We start from the raw sequence: 15909 nt of genomic DNA, 5'->3' as shown, positions 1-15909 counted from the left end.
TATTTATGAAACAGACATAATGTCTTAACTAATCACTAAAATAGAAAAGGTTAGATTTTTTAGACTGCGGACATTAGAAAGAACGGAGGCTTGAGCGTGAGTACACCCTCATCTGAAGTATCTTCTCAGGATACTGATACCGTAGCGTGGCTATCTGAAGAAGAACGCGAAGGATGGCTGTTTCTCGCCTCCGTGATGTTTAGCTTGCCTGGAAAACTTGAAGCGCAACTCCAACGAGATTCTGGTTTGAGCTTTGTCGAATATATGGTTTTAGCAGTGTTATCAGAAGCTTCTGAACAATGCCTGACCATGACTGAGCTGGCACATCAAACGAATACGTTATTGCCGAGACTCTCTCGAGTTGTAACTCGCCTTGAAAAAAATGGTTATGTCACCCGCGCCTTGTGGAGTAAAGACCGCCGAGTGTCGATGTGCAGGTTAGAGAGTAAAGGTCTGACGAAGGTCCAAGAGGCTGCTCCGGGGCATGTCACAGAAGTTCGTCAGCAGATTTTTGATAATTTAGGCGCTCGCCAAGTTAAACAATTAGCAAAAATTGGTGAAGCAGTTTTAGGAGATAAGCCTTCTGAAGTTATTACGGTTAAACGTTCTATGCTCTTGGGCTAGCCTTAGTCGGGTATGGGTGCTTTAGACTGGGATATAAATAGCTCGGTTTTAAGGATTTAGCGTTGTTGAGTCTTTATGAGGAAGCTATTGATATTGCAGATTAACATGTATTTTTTTCTGCACATAAAAACATGCCTATCTGCATGTGAGCCAATATATAAGGAGAACACCTAATGGCTAAGAACTTCTATGAGCTTCTCAGCGAACAAATTGGACATGAGTTCCATGCGTCTCACCAATATTTAGCGATGGCAGTGTGGCTCGACTCTGAGGATCTTCCTCAGCTTGCTCGCCATTTCTATCGTCAGTCGTTAGAAGAGCGCGGACATGCTCTGATGATGGTCCAGTATCAGCTCGATCGGGGCCAAGAAATTCAGATTCCAGGTATTCCTCATGTTGAAAACAATTTTTCAAGTGTTCTAGAAATTGCTGAGCTTTCTTTACAGCAAGAGAAGACTGTGACTGAGCAGATTGAGGCTCTTTTTGAAGCTGCTCGTGCTGAGAACTATGCTTTGGGTGAGCAGTTTATGTTGTGGTTCCTCAAAGAGCAGGTGGAGGAAGTTGCTTCAATGGAAACTTTGGTAACTATCTGTAAGCGTACCGATAACCTCTTTGATATCGAGAACTTTGTTGCTCGTGAGTTTGGCGATGACCACGGTGTTGATGATTCTGCACCGACACCCGCGGGTTCCTAAAGTGTGTAATATTTGAGCTTCTTATAGAGTCTCAAGAGTGACGGGGTGTGGCATTATCTTTGAGCTGCGCCCCGTTGCTCTTTAAACACCCTTTTGAGCCATAGTGTGATAAATCACCATAAAAAGGCATGATAAATATTACTTTATACGTCTAGGAACTTGTAATGGAAAGTATTTCTAGACGAAGATAAAGTTATGGATATTTTAAGAAATACACCTTCATCTTCTGTAGGGCTTTTGGTTCTACGTCTTGGGCTAGGTATTGCAATGATGTTGCACGGCTGGCAGAAATACAGCGAAAAGACCATCAGTGGTGTTACCGCGGGATTCGAGAAGTTAGGGATTCCAGCTCCTGAAATCTCAGCAAACTTTACCACCTATGTTGAGCTTGTTGGTGGCTTGCTCATTGTTCTCGGTCTAGCAACTCGTTTAGCGGCGCTTCTTACGAGCATTGCTATGTTTGGCGCTATCGCTTTTGTTCACATTTCACATGGATTCTTCGCAAGCGGTAGTGGCTTTGAGCTTCCTCTTAGCTACGCAGTCATGGCGGTTGCCCTTGTTCTTACTGGGCCTGGAGCTTACGCTGTTGACCGTATCTTCTCTCGAGGGAAAGTAGCTGCTTAGTCTTCACGCTAAATTCTTCTAAGGAAGGTTCGTCGTTGATATCAACGACGAACCTTCCTTTTTTATCGTCTCTTATAGCGATGAGTTATGCACAGCTTTTATCCACAGGGGTGGAAAACTTACAACTATGTGATTACACCAGTGTGAGGATGTGGGTCATAGCGGATTCTAGGGTTGGGTGTTCAGCGATAAGCTTTTGACATGCTGTTTCTTTGGCTTCTAGAGGTGTTTTTTGAGCACTGGTAGAAAACATCACGGGGGCTTACCTATCTAAAGTATTTGACTATCCCCACTTGTGGATAACTATGTGCACAATTTCCACTTAATGGCGGAACAATCTGCTCTAGGTGTGGAAATATCGGAAAAATGTATGGTTGAGACCTCAGGGGAAGACTGTTTTAGGCTAGTTATGCACAGGTTTTATCCACAAGGGTGGAAAACTTACACCACTGTCATTATCGAAGATTAATACGATGATTTCTGAAATTATTCGAATTGCATAGAAAAATAAGCAATTTTTATTCAAAATAAGCCAATACAATCGCTGATATTCGAACATTCCACATGTTTATCCACGAGTTGTGGAAAACTTTGTTCACATTATTCACAATATTTTCTTGAGAAAACAATGTGGGGGAGTGAATCTCTAAAGCTCCCCTAAAACCCACTTAAAGTGTCTCTGACATGAATAAATGTATTCTCAATAGAACAAATACAAGAGCTTGAAAGTACTCAAAAAACCTCAACGACAAGTCGAACTGTAGTTCCCCTTGGAAGACAACCCTACTTTCAATGCGTAAACTGTACATGAAACCAAAAAATCACGATACAAAACAACACAACTTGTGAAAGGAACTCTCCTGATGGCAGAGAAATACGTTCTTCCAGACCTACCCTACGACTATGCGGCACTTGAGCCACATATCTCAGCACGCATTATGGAACTGCACCACGACAAGCACCACGCAGCTTACGTCGCTGGCGCTAACGCAGCGCTAGAGCAGCTCCATGAAGCACGCGAAAACAACTCCTTTGGTACCGTCTCAAAACTGTCCAAAGACCTCGCATTCAATCTCGGTGGACACACCAACCACTCCATCTTCTGGCAAAACCTCTCCCCAGAAGGCGGCGACAAACCTACCGGCGAACTCGCTGCTGCAATCGATGAATTCTTCGGCTCCTTCGACGGATTCCGCAACCACTTCACGAACGTTGCCACCACCATCCAAGGCTCAGGATGGGCTATTCTCGCATGGGATACCGTTGGTGAACGCCTCATCATCGAACAGCTCTACGACCAGCAAGGCAACATCTCTGTCGGTCTTATCCCACTACTACAACTAGACATGTGGGAGCACGCTTTCTACCTCGACTACCAAAACGTCAAAGGTGAATACGTCAACGCATTCTGGAACATCGTTAACTGGGCAGACGTCCAAGACCGATTCTCCCGTGCGGTATCCCAAACTAAAGGACTCATCATCCCTAACGTATAAACCTGCATTAAGACATCAATCTTAAATGCTGGTGGGGCAACACGTACGTGTTGCCCCACCAGCATTTAACGGTTATAAAATCAGCTAAAACTAGCTGCCAGGACGAACCGGCTCATTCGCCTCAGACTGCTTTTCTTGTTCAGTTTTACCTTGAAGGTCATAATAGTTCTTGCCGAGAGCGTTCTTAAGTTCTTTGAGCTGATCCTTGACCGCATCAAGAGTCACAATAGAACCAATCCACGTATTTGGAGATTTCGCCGTAGACATTAACGTGTTATAAAATCTTGACGCAGCTTTATAAGAGCTTATGCGTGCATCCTCATCATCAGACTCGTTTGCTTGATGAACTCGATCGATATGGAGCTGGATAGCATGAGGAAGAGCGCACTCAACATCTTTAGAATAAATGCCGTGCCCCTCACGAGCAGCTTCTTGCTGAGCCTCAGAAACAGGGGCATAATGCTCATCCCGTTCAGAAAGGAACGTTGTTGTCGCAAATCCCTCACGGACAACGTCAGCATTAATCAAATCATCACCAACATAGACTGCAGCTTCAAGATAACCGGAAGAACCTACTCGTGAGTTATCAAAGTCCAACGTTACTTCAGTACCTTCAGGAAGCTTCTGCCTTAAAAAGTCTGTGGACTCAGGTATTAAACATGACCCTGAAAACTCATTATTATGTTCGGTTGGTGCAACAACATTCAGCAGACGGACTTCCTTAGTCTGTCCATCAATATCAACGCTAATCGTATTTGCTGTTTCTACAGAAAGAACTTTAGCGTGCACCCCATCCGCATAAGAAACTTTGCTTGAAGACGGTGAAGGCTCAGCCTCCGGGGCAGCAGAAGAACAACCTGAAAGCGCCAAGAGAGCTACCCCTGAGAGAACAAAAGTGCGAGTGATTTTCATAAAATTCCTTAGAGGTTAAAAAGGTTAAAGGTTATTTGCTGCATGCTCTGCAGCACGATACATACCCAACGGCCCTTGATCAGCAAAAGCCTTGGAATGATCATAACGATACAAACGCGGAGGACGATGACGAGTTCCCTCAACTCGTTTACCCGTATCAATAATAGATTTAGATGCAGCAATCTGGCGACGGAAATTCGCCGGATCCAAAGGACGCCCCAAAATCGCTTCGTACACCTCACGCAATTGAGCTAAAGTGAATTCCTCACCCAAGAAAGAATGAGCAATACGAGAATATTCCACCTTATTCTGCAGACGATACAACGCATACTCAATAATCTCGTTATGGTCAAAAGCCAACAACGGTAACTCATCAGCAGGGAACCAGCGGATATTCTCATGGATTCGGGTATGGCTGACTTCCGTCGCAGGAATAGACGCCCAATACACAACGGACACAGTGCGTGGGGTATTTTGAGTATCCGTCGATGGAACAGGTAAGGACCCACCATCACGGTGTACGCGATAATCTGGTGTCCGATGAACATCACCAAAAGCATAAAGTTGCTCAAGATAACCCGGAACAAGCCCCGTCGCACGTTTAAGGGTAGAACCTGCTGCCTGTTCCAAAGACATATCGTAAGGCAACGGGCCACCAGGCAACGCCCACTGTCCCTTATAAGGTTCGCGTAAACGACGTACTAATGGGAGCCATAGAGAATGTTGCGATTCCCCCTCCTTAGCACGCAAAGCAAGAATAACAGTAGACACCGCAAGCTGAGTAGAAGGGCAATTCACTCCCTCTGCAGTATTGTTTTCTGTTTCCTGTGGGTTCACAGTCATTAAGGAATCTCCCATAGTCGGTTATATATAGACGGGTTTACACTATCCATACTTATTCTAGTGAAAATTACCCACACTAGAACCGAGAAGACTCAGAGAAAACGCTATTACTCTTAGAGGTGAGAAAATAACACCCGTATTCCCTGAGTCTCCCCGCAAGAAAACTCATGTTAAAGCCGTTTAGCCCTCGACTTTAAGCTCTCCCATCTCATCCCAATCATGCCCCTCAATAACACGAGAAATAATCTGAGGAGTACGAGTGAGAAGTGGTTGCAACGTTTTCATTGCCTCACGGAAATGATCAGAATTAACGTGAGCTTCTGCTGCGTCCTCTTCAAAAGCTTCAACAAGGACAAACTCACAAGGATCTTCTACGCTACGAGACCACTGGAACCACTTATTACCAGGTTCTGCACGAGTCGCCTCGGTAAACGGAGTAAGCTTCTCAACGAAGTTCTCAGCTTCTTCAGGCTTAACAGGGAACTTAACAACAATAAAAATCATGGGAAGTACCTCTCGAGGATTTAAACTATTTAGAGTACAAACCACTGTAAAAGTAGATACTCTTATTTTGACACGTCAGCATAACAGCCCCAAACGCACAGTAAGAAATATTTCCCACGAAGATAAAAACCTAGGATAGAGTACAGCATATGACTCAACCTTTGGTGCAATTCGTCGATACTAACGCCGCTGTTATCTGCGCAGAAACAACACTGAACGCAAACGTCCAAGAGCTCTACACCTTCATTGCCAACCCCGCAAAACATTGCGAGCTCGATGGTGGGGGAAGCGTCCAAAAACTGCTTTCACAACAAACTCCAGAACTCACAACAGGAGACCGTTTTACAGAGAAAATGTTCTTGTTGCTTCCCTATCAGATGACGCTCACCGTAACCCGTGCCCAAAAAAATCAATTCATCACATGGCGTCACCCCGCAGGGCACGAATGGGGCTGGGAACTTATCGACCACCACGACGGGTCTGTAACAGTACGAGAAACCTTTGATGCCCGAGAAGCACGATGGGGGAGATACTCTCTTCACCCAATATATAAAGCACTAGGCATGTATCGCAGGAACCGGAAAAATATTGCTCTATCCCTTGCCAAACTGCATCGAACCTTCAAATAGGAGAATCCTTAGATAACTCGTGAAAACTGCCCCCAACACCATCGTTTCTGAACACCAACTGATAAGCAGCTCACGTCGTCGCTGGTCTGCTCTAGCTGTGCTGATGCTACCGGTACTACTCGTATCCGTAGACAACACTGTACTTGCTTTTGCAATGCCCTCTATCTCTCAAGCGCTACAACCTACTGGGGTGCAACAACTATGGATGATTGACGTATATTCTCTTGTCCTTGCCGGCCTATTAGTTCCGATGGGAAGTCTCGGAGACAGAATCGGCCGTAAAAAACTTCTATTGATCGGTTCAACAGGGTTTGCGCTCGCTTCCGCCTTAGCCGCTTTCTCGCCAAATGCCACGTGGCTCATCATCGGGCGGGCAACTATCGGGTTCTTTGGCGCAATGCTCATGCCGTCAACCCTTTCGCTCATTCGTAACATCTTTACCCGCGCTAGTGAACGAAGGACTGCAATAGCTATTTGGGCAGCAATGTTTTCTGGTGGTGCCGCATTGGGACCTATCGTTGGAGGGTTCCTGCTAGAACACTTCCCCTGGGGCTCCATCTTTCTGATGGGGCTTGTGGTTCTCCTACCATTTCTTGCGTTAGCGCCATGGATTCTTCCAGAATCTCAAGACCCCAACCCCGGAGAAATAGACGTTACCTCCATTTTTCTTGCAATATCAACGATGACCCCCATCGTCTACGCCATCAAAGCGGTTGCAGAATCAGGGTTAACACCCTTGACCATTCTGACAGGAATCACCGGAATAATGTGCGGTGTACTTTTCGTTCGTAGACAGCTCAAGCGTCCTATCCCGATGCTCGATGTACGGTTGTTTACCAACCCAACCTTTACCGGCGCTATCGTCGGAAATCTCTTAGCAATTTTCTCCTTAGCGGGGTTCATTTTCTTTGTCTCACAGCATCTTCAGCTAGTTCGGGGAATGTCGCCCATGGGTGCTGGTATCTTTCTCTTACCAGGTCTAACTATTACCGTTCTGGCAGGTTTAGCTGTCGTAAAAATCGTACCTAAAATTGCTCCTGGGACGGTCGTTGCTGGTTCTTTGATGCTCAGTGCTATCGCCTATGTCGTAGTAGCAGTTTCTGATAACGCTGTCACGAACTTAGGGCTGATGATTGCGTTCCTCATGCTTGGTTCTGCCTCCGGAGCAGGTGAAACTATCGCTAATGATCTCATGCTCTCGAGCGTGCCATCTGAAAAATCTGGGGCTGCCTCAGCTATTTCAGAAGCCTCGTATGAGTTAGGTGCACTCTTAGGAACAACAGTATTAGGTGGAATCATCACCGCAATATACCGGTCACAGATTCAGCTACCCCAAGGACTTAACGCTGAGGATGCACATCATGCACAAGAAACCTTAGGAGGTGCTGTCGCTGTGGCACAACATATGGGACACGGTGCACAGTTACTTTCCTCAGCTCAACATGCTTTCGACGCTGGGGTTGTGTGGACGGCTATTATCTCAGCAATACTGATGGCTTCAGCTTCCGTTGTTGTGCATCGTCTCTTGCGTAGAGCATAAAACCTATGACATAACGCAAAAGAGTGTTTTTTGAAACCAGCGTGGTTTCAAAAAACACTCTTTTAATGAGCTGAACTCTACAATGCGCGACGTGTTTTCACAGATGAGAACACCCACGCGACTAAGAATCCCGCAATCATGGTCAAAACAATTGTTCCACCTACGGGTAAAACACAAGACCACGAAAGATACAACCCAATCGTTGAACATATAGCACCAAAAATAGGGGAGAAGAACATCATCCCTCGTAACGTAGAACATAACATGCGAGCAGCAGACGCTGGTACAACAATCAACGAAAGAACCAGAACGTTACCTACCGTCTGTAAAGAGATAACCACGGAAACAGTAACCAGAACGTAGAGAACAATATCCATCAGTAAAACAGGAATGCCAAGAGCTCGAGCGGACTCTTTATCAAGACTTACCGTGACGATGGGGCGATGAAAAATAGCTAAAACGAGAAGGACAACAGCACCAATTAATGCAGCCGTTGCAACGTCTTGTGCCGAGATACCAACAATAGATCCAAAAAGGAAATCTTGGACAGACCCCGAATACCCTGGCTGCAAGGAAATAATGACAATACCGAGTGCAAAAGACCCCGCAAAGAAAATGCCGATGACCGAATCTTCACGTAACTTTTGGTTCTGACTAAAAATAGCCACCAAAATAGCAGTCACAACACCGGCAACCATCCCGCCAAGCATCAGATTAGAACCGATGACAAAGGCGACCGCTAAACCAGGGAAAACTGAGTGGGCAACAGCATCACCGATAAAGACCATCCCCCGTAAGACAACATGGTTACCAATAATTCCTGTGACAACCGAGGCGATAACAACAGCACCAAGCGCACGAAGAAGAAAACTCAGATGAGGGTTCAAAAGATCTTGAATAAAATCCAAAGGGGTAATCAATTACGCCTCCCTAAGCCAATGATGAAGTTCTTCCACACTGAGCTGATGCGCAGGAGCATCTAAGGCAAGGCTCCCACGAACACCACAAATACGAGAACAATGCGTTAGCGCCGAGAGCATATCGTGAGTAGACATCACAATACCTAAACCCTCTTCGGCTAACGACGTATATAACTCATTGAGAGAATCTTGCGTGGGCGCATCAACGCCGGTGAACGGTTCATCAAGGAGCAATAAAGAAGGATCTGAAGCTAAAGCTCGGGCAAGCAAAACCCTTTGACGTTGACCACCAGATAGCTCCCCGACCACCCGATCTTGCAGATGAGTAATTCCCGAACGCTCAATAGCACGGAACACGCTCACCCAATCATCCGTTGACGGGCGGCGAAACCACCCAATAGCACGAGTCCTACCCGTAAGAACAGCATCTTTGACAGTAATGGGAAAAGACCACTCAAAGTAATGTTTCTGAGGGACATAACCAATCTTTTCACGTGCCGCTATCGGCGACCGACCCAAAATAGATACGGTACCCGAACTTGGAGAAATCAAGCCCATCAGAGTTCTTAAAAGAGTAGTTTTTCCGGCACCATTTGCACCAACTAAGGCAATAAACTCTCCCGGTGAAACTTTCATATCAAGACCCGAGATAATCTCCCGATGCCCGTAATGAACTCGAACATCTTGAGCTAACACAAGGGGCGTTTGCACAGCAGAATCCTGAATAGAAGAAGTAAAAGAATATCTCAATGAAGACGCTCCTGCGCTTCTTGTTGAGCACGTTTACTTTTACGAGAGAAAACATACAGGAGAACAACAAGAATCACTCCCACACCAGCAAATAATGCGATGGGAAGAATAGAAGAACCTGAACTTTGAGAATCTTGTGCTGAAACTGCTTGAGCTGATGATGCTGACTGAGGAGCTACCGGTGAAGAAGACGCTTGAGCATCATCTGGTGAAGAAGATTCTGCCGGTTCTGACTCTGCTTGTGTAAAAAGCTCTTGCGGATTTAACACATTGCCAACAGCGAATTGTAGTCGTTCAGTATCTGAGACCTTTGTGCCATCTGCGAGAGTCCCATGAGCCTTAACCGTCACAAAATATGCACCAGGTTTCGTGAAAACCCAGTTTGCGTGAACGTGGCTATTATTGTCGACCCAAATATCTTGAGCTTGAGTATCTGCAGAGTTCCACAGTACCTGCGGGGCACTGAAATTACCGTTTTCGAGGTAGAGGCTCATCTGGCCTGGGCCCTCAACCTTCTCTAGGGTGAGCGTCATACCCTCACCAAGACGTGAAACTACCTCTGGGTCTTGACTGTTCCATCCAGGCCAAACAACACCAGAACGTTCGGTTTGAGGAATAACATAAACATCATCACCAGCAGAAGCGTGCACAAAAGCATAGCGCGGGTCATCTGGTACCGGAAGCTTAGCGTCATCATTACCGTGAAGAACAACATCAGATAGATGACGCCATACAGGGGATTGACCATGATCGTCGTGAAGCATCAAACGCCACTGCCCATCAACAAACTTTGGTCCCATATCAACATGGCCTTGGGAAATGACAACATGTTCTGTACCAATTGGGGCATCAGAACTTAGAGTTTGCTCTAACGCTCTTTCTTGAACTGAAATATTTGCATCGTGATGCTCTGAACCAGACTCATCTGCTATTGCTGGAGCAATAGAAGAACTCATCCCCACAAATAATAGAGTGCATATAGCGGCGGTTAAACGAGGAAATTTTTTCATAGAATTTTCTTCTCCCAACATGTCATCTGTGAATTATTTTCCTGATGAACAGGTTCGTATCATGTTTGCGTTAGCTAACATCATGTCTAAATAATGAGGGGCTTGATCATCGAGCGTGTCTGAATACAGCTCGCATACTCTTGTACCAGTATCTGAGGCAACTTCTGCAAGAACACTTGTCCGCTGAAGTATTCCACGCTCTAAATAAAGTGCTGGAACATTGAGATCTTCAATGGTTCGACGCAGACGCGCTCGCTGTTGCGCACTTGGTTCTGAGCCGGCGGCAGGAGTAACAAAACCTGCCACTTTGAGCTGATATGTATCGGCTAGATACCGGTAACCGTCATGAGTGGTGATGATATTTCGTTCAGACTCATTGAGGGCCCCATATATTTCCTGTAACTTTTGGTGCCCTTTTGAGAGTTCCTTAACGTATTCAGAAGCATTGCGTGCGTACTCGGTAGCACCTTGAGGGTCTGCTGCGCTCATGACATCACGAATAACAGAGACAGCAGCTTGAACATTGGGAATAGAATGCCAAAAATGAGGGTCAGTATCCCCATGAACGTGTTTTCCAAGAACAGCTTGAGCTAAGAGATACACCTGTCCCGTATCGTTATGCAAAAAACGGTAGTGACTACCTGAAGGTATTTCTTGCAAGGTGCGGGTCGGAACTTCTATAAGGGTCTTGTCGGGGTCTAAGTACTCGATATTTTCGTGTGAATCGGTACGTAGAGAAATCTTGCCGGTATCAATATTTGCAGTAATATCTGCGTGTCCTGCATCGAGAACTTTCACCTCTGAACCAAGTTTTTGAGCAAGCTGGGCAGAATCAACACCAACAGCAAAACGAACAACTTGTTCTTGTGTGGTTTTTCCTTGATGGTCTGCTGCTTGGACCGTTATCTCATAGAGCCCAGGTTTTGCAAAACTCCACGAAAGGTGGGTATGAGCTTGTGCCGGCAATTCTACTGATCCTAAAACACCAGTCGAGACTTCTTGCCCATTTAAATCTTTGCGAGTTGCTTGGGAAGAATGAGAATCTGAAACAGTGTCAACGGCACCGAAAGTTTCTGTAATAAAACTTGCGGATTGTCCGGGGCCTACCATCTTTGTTGTGTTCAGATGAACTGGCTCACCAGCATGTCCACCTTCAATACGTACACCGAGCCAGAGGGAATCTAAGGATGCGTCTTCGACAATACGTTGGAGTTGCCCACCGTATTGAGAGATATGTTCTGCAACGGGAACGGCTTTTACCGGTTCGGGGAGGTTCGCGTCAATAGTCCGAATGAGCTTATTTTGTTCTAATAAAAGACCGTTAGTTAACGCGACATGGGCGTAGGCGATATCTCGAATATCGCGTAGAGAAGGCTCATATGAGTGGGGGTTAGCACCGGGGGGAACGAGTGAGGTAACGTGCGCGCGTGAGCCTCCAACAGTTTGTGCTAAATCTGCCAGGATAGGCGTGGAAGCCACCACCTGCAATGGTTGGTTGCTGGTGGTGGCTGCAGGGGGCGTACACCCGGTCAGTGCAAGAGCAAAGACCGGGATGTACGCCAATATGCGCGCTATGCGCGATTTACGCATTCTTGCGACGAGCGATAGTCAACGCGCCCGCGCCAGCTACGAGAAGCAAAGCTGCGAAACCGAGATATGTTCCGGTTTGCGAACCTGTGTATGCAAGTTTGCCGGCTGCAGATTCTTTCTGTGCTTGTGCAAGTTCTTGCTGAGGTAGTGCGCAATCTTCTCCATCAGCGGTTTTTCCAACGATGCGAACTTTCGCCCCATCAGGACGTGTGACGATACCTGTTGCGGTATCAATAGTGCCTCGTTGGGTTTCTTGTGATTCTTGTTGTGGAGTTTTTTGAGGAGTCTGTGCCTTAGGGGCAGAAGCTTTTTCTTCTGCTTGGCTCTTATCCTCTTGAACGTCTCCTACTTGGAAGTTGAGGTCGGCAGAAGTTGTGACTTTCTGTCCATTTTTCAACGTTGCGGTGAAGGAGATGTTTGCGGTGTAGTTGCCGGGTTCGGTAAATACCCAGTTGCCGTGTTGGTGGGTGTTTACTGGAACGTCAAATGAACCTAATGTGTTGGAGTCAAAGACCTTCTGCCCAGCAGAACCGAAGTTTCCGGAGAGGAATACTGCCATTTTTCCTGGACCTTTGAGGCTGTTGAGCTTCATGGTGACAGGACCTTGAGCGTTCTTGACAAGTTCTGGATCTTGAGTGTTCCAACCTAACCATGGAACTCCAGCTTCTTGGGTTGCGCCAATCAAGTACACCTCGCTACCGGCTGGAGCGATGTCACTCATGCCAGCAGGGAGTTTTTTCTGTGCGGCGTTACCCAAGACGAATTGCAATGAGGTAGGTGCAACCCATCGAGATGGGCTAACGCGATCGTCCTTGACGGAGGCTGAGAGTTTTCCTCCGCTAAGTAGCGCACCGAAGTCAAAGTGTCCTTCGTGAACTTGGTCAGCTGAAGTATTGACGACGGTGCTCGTCTGAACAGCTCGCTTGATAGCCGGTACAAATGAAGCGTTAGTAGCATGATGCGCGTGATCATTGTGAGATGCGTGGGCAATCACTTGCTCTTTGGGGTAACACTTCTTCTGTGCTGGGGCTGTTGCTTTAGCGTGTTGAGCAGATGATGGTGCTTGGGCAGTCGGTGCTGGAGCTACACCGTGGGTGTGCCCATGTTCATGGTGCCCATGATGGTCACCGTGCTCAGCCTGTTCAGGGACAACAACCTCAACGACAGGGTCTGTGACTTCTGGAGCTGGGGTGTCTTCTTCTGAAGACGGTGGCATCGTTGCTTCGGGAGCTTTATCCTCTACTTCAGGAGCTTCAGGAGCTTCAGGAGCTTCAGGAGCTTCAGGAGCTTCAGGAGCTTCAGGAGCTTCAGGAGCCTTATCCTCGACTTCAGCTGCAGTCATGCAAGAAGTAATAGCTTCTTCTCCAACAGCAAAAGAAAGCTGCTGTTTTTCGCTGCTTACTTCAGTTCCATCCTTGAGAGTGGCAGTGTAATACGTCGTAAATGCATAGTTACCTGCTGTAGAGAAAATCCAGTTCGTATGGGTATGCGTTGCATAGGAAATATCGATAGCATTGAGGTTCTTTGTTGAGTCTAAAAGAACTCGATTCTGACCGAAAGCATCGCTAAGGTACATACCAAAAGTAGCGTCTTGAGGCATCATCGTCGGTTCAATGTGCAATTTAACGCTGCCGTCAATCTTTGAATAATCAATTTCTTGAGTGTTGTACCCTGGCCAGATGGTTCCTTGAATTTGAGTCTGTGGCAAAGCGTAGAACATTGATCCTTCTTTACCGACGAAGCTATCAAGTTCTTCTCCACCCATGAGCGCTGTGCGGGTATGACGAGCATGGTCACCAACAGTAAAGACAATATCATTGAGGTTTCTATCGACAGCTTTTGAATCGATTTGGCCAGTTTCGTCTTTGAGAGCTAAGCCGAGGCTTTTTTCTGAAAGGTTGAGCGTGCCTTTAATGTCGACGTGTCCATCACTTAGGATTTTTTTACCAATAAATGGTGTTGCCACACATTGGTCTTTAGTAGGCTCGGCTGGAGCGGGATCAACAGGCTCAGCCGGAGCAGGATCAACAGGCTCAGCCGGAGCAGGATCAACAGGCTCAGCCGGAGCAGGAGAAGCTACGGAACTCAGCTTAATTTCTGAATCAGCAGCATAAGAAGTACCACTCTTATACTTATCGCTTAGTACAAGAGATGATGCATAAGCATCAATATCTGGATGAGGAAAAATCTTAACAATCAAGTGATCGTTGTTAATCCAAGAACCATCATCGCTATAGTAAGCCGTTGCTTCACCATTAACAAAAGGCGCATCAAAAGCTGTATCTGGGTACGGAGAATCAGCCTTAAAGTAGAAACCTCCGCCTAAGACTCCTCGGAAATTAGGGTCATCAAATTTAACTTTGACTTTCCCGTATCCTTCAATATCTGAAGGAAGAACCTCAACGGAATATTTACCGGAAGTCATAGAGTAATTCTCGGTTTTAAGGGTCAAATTATCGGGGTCTGACACCTTTTCAGGCCAAGAGCTCTCACCCTCGGCGCTAGTGACACTACCAGAGCCACCTTGAGTGTAAGACAGAGGTTGTGAAATCCAGCGAACACCCTCAGAACCTTCATGTGGAGTGAATACTGCCTGAATATTTGTAGCTGATGTTCCAAAGAGCTCATCCCATTGAGCCTGTCCATCGACAACATCTAAATCAGTCAGGAAATAACCATTATTGAACAAGGTAAGTTTTCCGTTAACCTTGCTGTCGGCATGGAATGTAAGAGTTGTGAGTAAATCATCTCCATCACGTTCAACTTTTTCCTTCGGAGCATAGGAGAGCTCGTACTGAGCCGTCGTTACATCACCAGAAGGCGCGGCATCGTAGCGGTTTTGAGTGTCATTCTCGTTCGCTTGAGATGCTCCGCTACCGGAGAGTGGGCGTTGACCGCCTACCTGCCATGTAACGGTTGTTGGCTTGGACTGAATAATCGTTCCATCTGTTGCACGAGCAACAGTGCGATAGGTGAACTTATAACGTCCAGGAGTGGTGAAACTCGTGTAATTGTGAGTGTGGCTTCCTTGACGCAAGAGGGAAGACTGATAACCGTTTTCTGTTGAACTAAGAAGACGGCGGAAAGCGGTGGGGGAGTTGCTTCCACTGTACCCAAAAAGCTGAACCTCTCCGGGGCCGTCTACGTGGAGTAAATCAAGGTAGAACGTTGCATCACGGAACTTTTCAACAGGAATATCAGAGTCTGCACCAAAGCCAACCCACGCAGGATCATGGTTGAAGTTTGGAAGCTGGGGTGCTGCATAGAGAACATCGCCAGGATTACCTAAAAAGCGTGCTGCTTCAGAATCTGGCACCACGAAAGCGTACTGATTGGCCTGTCTAAAGTCTGAGCCCCAGCCTTTGCCAACCCAAATAACAGCATCATTTGGGTCATAGTTTGCTGGCCCCGTGCCGTCTTGTGAAGGTGCTTCAGCATAGATGGCGAAGGTGTTTTGATCTTCATCCCAGAAACTCTTGGGGGTGTCGATATGTGCTTGAGTGGCAACAATTTTGCCATCATCAGGTCCAGCCTGTGCTGCTGGTAGAGCGGCGAAGAGAGAGCTAAATGCTAAACCTGCTGCTAGCGTGCAACGGGTAATAGGGTGCTTTGATGCACCAGATGTGGGTGTAAACATCATTGCCTTTCTAGTGATATGCATTCAGCATCATAACTTAATAATGAGAATCGTTATCAGTATATGGTTAAAAAATTTTCTTTACATGTCGTTCCAAAAAACAGCACCTCACAATAAAGAGTCGTGTGGGTGTTT

At 46.4% G+C, this 15909-nt stretch carries 15 protein-coding genes; 6 read left to right on the top strand and 9 right to left on the bottom strand.

Going from position 1 to position 15909, the window contains the following annotated elements; genetic code table 11:
* The first annotated feature begins 96 nt into the window (after positions 1-96).
* The 3 genes from ACN08X_RS07910 to ACN08X_RS07900 all read left to right on the top strand — a co-directional run bounded on the left by ACN08X_RS07910 (position 97) and on the right by ACN08X_RS07900 (position 1943).
* Entirely contained in the window at positions 97-624 is a 528-nt protein-coding gene (locus ACN08X_RS07910) for a MarR family winged helix-turn-helix transcriptional regulator (RefSeq protein WP_419106497.1), read from the top strand.
* Between the two features lie 173 nt (positions 625-797).
* Entirely contained in the window at positions 798-1319 is a 522-nt protein-coding gene (locus tag ACN08X_RS07905; RefSeq protein WP_419102253.1) for a ferritin, read from the top strand.
* Positions 1320-1514: 195 nt separating this feature from the next.
* Complete coding sequence (locus tag ACN08X_RS07900; RefSeq protein ID WP_419102254.1) at positions 1515-1943, top strand: DoxX family protein; 429 nt, start codon at positions 1515-1517, stop codon at positions 1941-1943.
* Between the two features lie 133 nt (positions 1944-2076).
* On the opposite strand, the gene ACN08X_RS07895 is transcribed toward ACN08X_RS07900, so the two are convergent.
* Positions 2077-2199 carry a hypothetical protein gene (locus ACN08X_RS07895; protein WP_419108418.1) on the bottom strand — a complete coding sequence of 41 codons (123 nt, stop codon included), beginning with the start codon at positions 2197-2199 and terminating at the stop codon, positions 2077-2079.
* Positions 2200-2806: 607 nt separating this feature from the next.
* Between ACN08X_RS07895 and ACN08X_RS07890 the strand changes: the two genes are divergently transcribed.
* Complete coding sequence (locus tag ACN08X_RS07890; RefSeq protein ID WP_419102255.1) at positions 2807-3439, top strand: superoxide dismutase; 633 nt, start codon at positions 2807-2809, stop codon at positions 3437-3439.
* Between the two features lie 90 nt (positions 3440-3529).
* Here ACN08X_RS07890 and ACN08X_RS07885 read toward each other — a convergent pair whose 3' ends face one another.
* From ACN08X_RS07885 to ACN08X_RS07875, 3 genes are all read right to left on the bottom strand, one after another.
* The gene (locus ACN08X_RS07885) at positions 3530-4351 is read right to left on the bottom strand and encodes a thermonuclease family protein (protein ID WP_419108417.1); all 822 of its coding nucleotides are present in this window, start codon (positions 4349-4351) and stop codon (positions 3530-3532) included.
* Positions 4352-4375: 24 nt separating this feature from the next.
* Positions 4376-5194: an NUDIX hydrolase gene (locus tag ACN08X_RS07880; RefSeq protein ID WP_419102257.1), complete on the bottom strand. Its 819-nt coding sequence runs from the start codon at positions 5192-5194 to the stop codon at positions 4376-4378.
* Between the two features lie 180 nt (positions 5195-5374).
* Complete coding sequence (locus ACN08X_RS07875) at positions 5375-5698, bottom strand: putative quinol monooxygenase (protein ID WP_419106474.1); 324 nt, start codon at positions 5696-5698, stop codon at positions 5375-5377.
* A gap of 149 nt (positions 5699-5847) precedes the next feature.
* Between ACN08X_RS07875 and ACN08X_RS07870 the strand changes: the two genes are divergently transcribed.
* Together ACN08X_RS07870 and ACN08X_RS07865 are read left to right on the top strand one after the other, a co-directional pair.
* Positions 5848-6327, top strand: coding sequence for a polyketide cyclase (locus ACN08X_RS07870; RefSeq protein WP_419108416.1), 480 nt, complete (start codon positions 5848-5850; stop codon positions 6325-6327).
* A 103-nt stretch (positions 6328-6430) separates the two neighbouring features.
* Positions 6431-7867, top strand: a complete 1437-nt coding sequence (locus tag ACN08X_RS07865; RefSeq protein WP_419108429.1) for an MFS transporter — start codon at positions 6431-6433, stop codon at positions 7865-7867.
* A 77-nt stretch (positions 7868-7944) separates the two neighbouring features.
* On the opposite strand, the gene ACN08X_RS07860 is transcribed toward ACN08X_RS07865, so the two are convergent.
* The 5 genes from ACN08X_RS07860 to ACN08X_RS07840 form a co-directional block, all read right to left on the bottom strand.
* On the bottom strand, positions 7945-8787 hold the full coding sequence (locus tag ACN08X_RS07860) for an anchored repeat-type ABC transporter permease subunit (protein ID WP_419108415.1): 843 nt from the start codon (positions 8785-8787) through the stop codon (positions 7945-7947).
* The gene (locus ACN08X_RS07855; protein WP_419108414.1) at positions 8788-9537 is read right to left on the bottom strand and encodes an anchored repeat-type ABC transporter ATP-binding subunit; all 750 of its coding nucleotides are present in this window, start codon (positions 9535-9537) and stop codon (positions 8788-8790) included. It lies immediately after the preceding gene.
* Positions 9534-10547 carry a choice-of-anchor M domain-containing protein gene (locus ACN08X_RS07850; RefSeq protein ID WP_419108413.1) on the bottom strand — a complete coding sequence of 338 codons (1014 nt, stop codon included), beginning with the start codon at positions 10545-10547 and terminating at the stop codon, positions 9534-9536. The genes ACN08X_RS07855 and ACN08X_RS07850 overlap by 4 nt, the downstream gene beginning before the upstream one ends.
* A gap of 33 nt (positions 10548-10580) precedes the next feature.
* On the bottom strand, positions 10581-12026 hold the full coding sequence (locus ACN08X_RS07845; RefSeq protein ID WP_419108412.1) for an anchored repeat ABC transporter, substrate-binding protein: 1446 nt from the start codon (positions 12024-12026) through the stop codon (positions 10581-10583).
* A gap of 103 nt (positions 12027-12129) precedes the next feature.
* Positions 12130-15777, bottom strand: coding sequence for a TIGR03773 family transporter-associated surface protein (locus ACN08X_RS07840; protein ID WP_419108411.1), 3648 nt, complete (start codon positions 15775-15777; stop codon positions 12130-12132).
* Positions 15778-15909: the final 132 nt, after the last annotated feature.

Origin of the sequence: Rothia sp. P6271 (assembly GCF_048512995.1) — a bacterium.
In the GTDB taxonomy this organism is placed as follows: domain Bacteria; phylum Actinomycetota; class Actinomycetes; order Actinomycetales; family Micrococcaceae; genus Rothia.
Note: the sequence above shows the minus strand (reverse complement) of the source record. Positions and strands in the feature narration are given on the sequence as shown.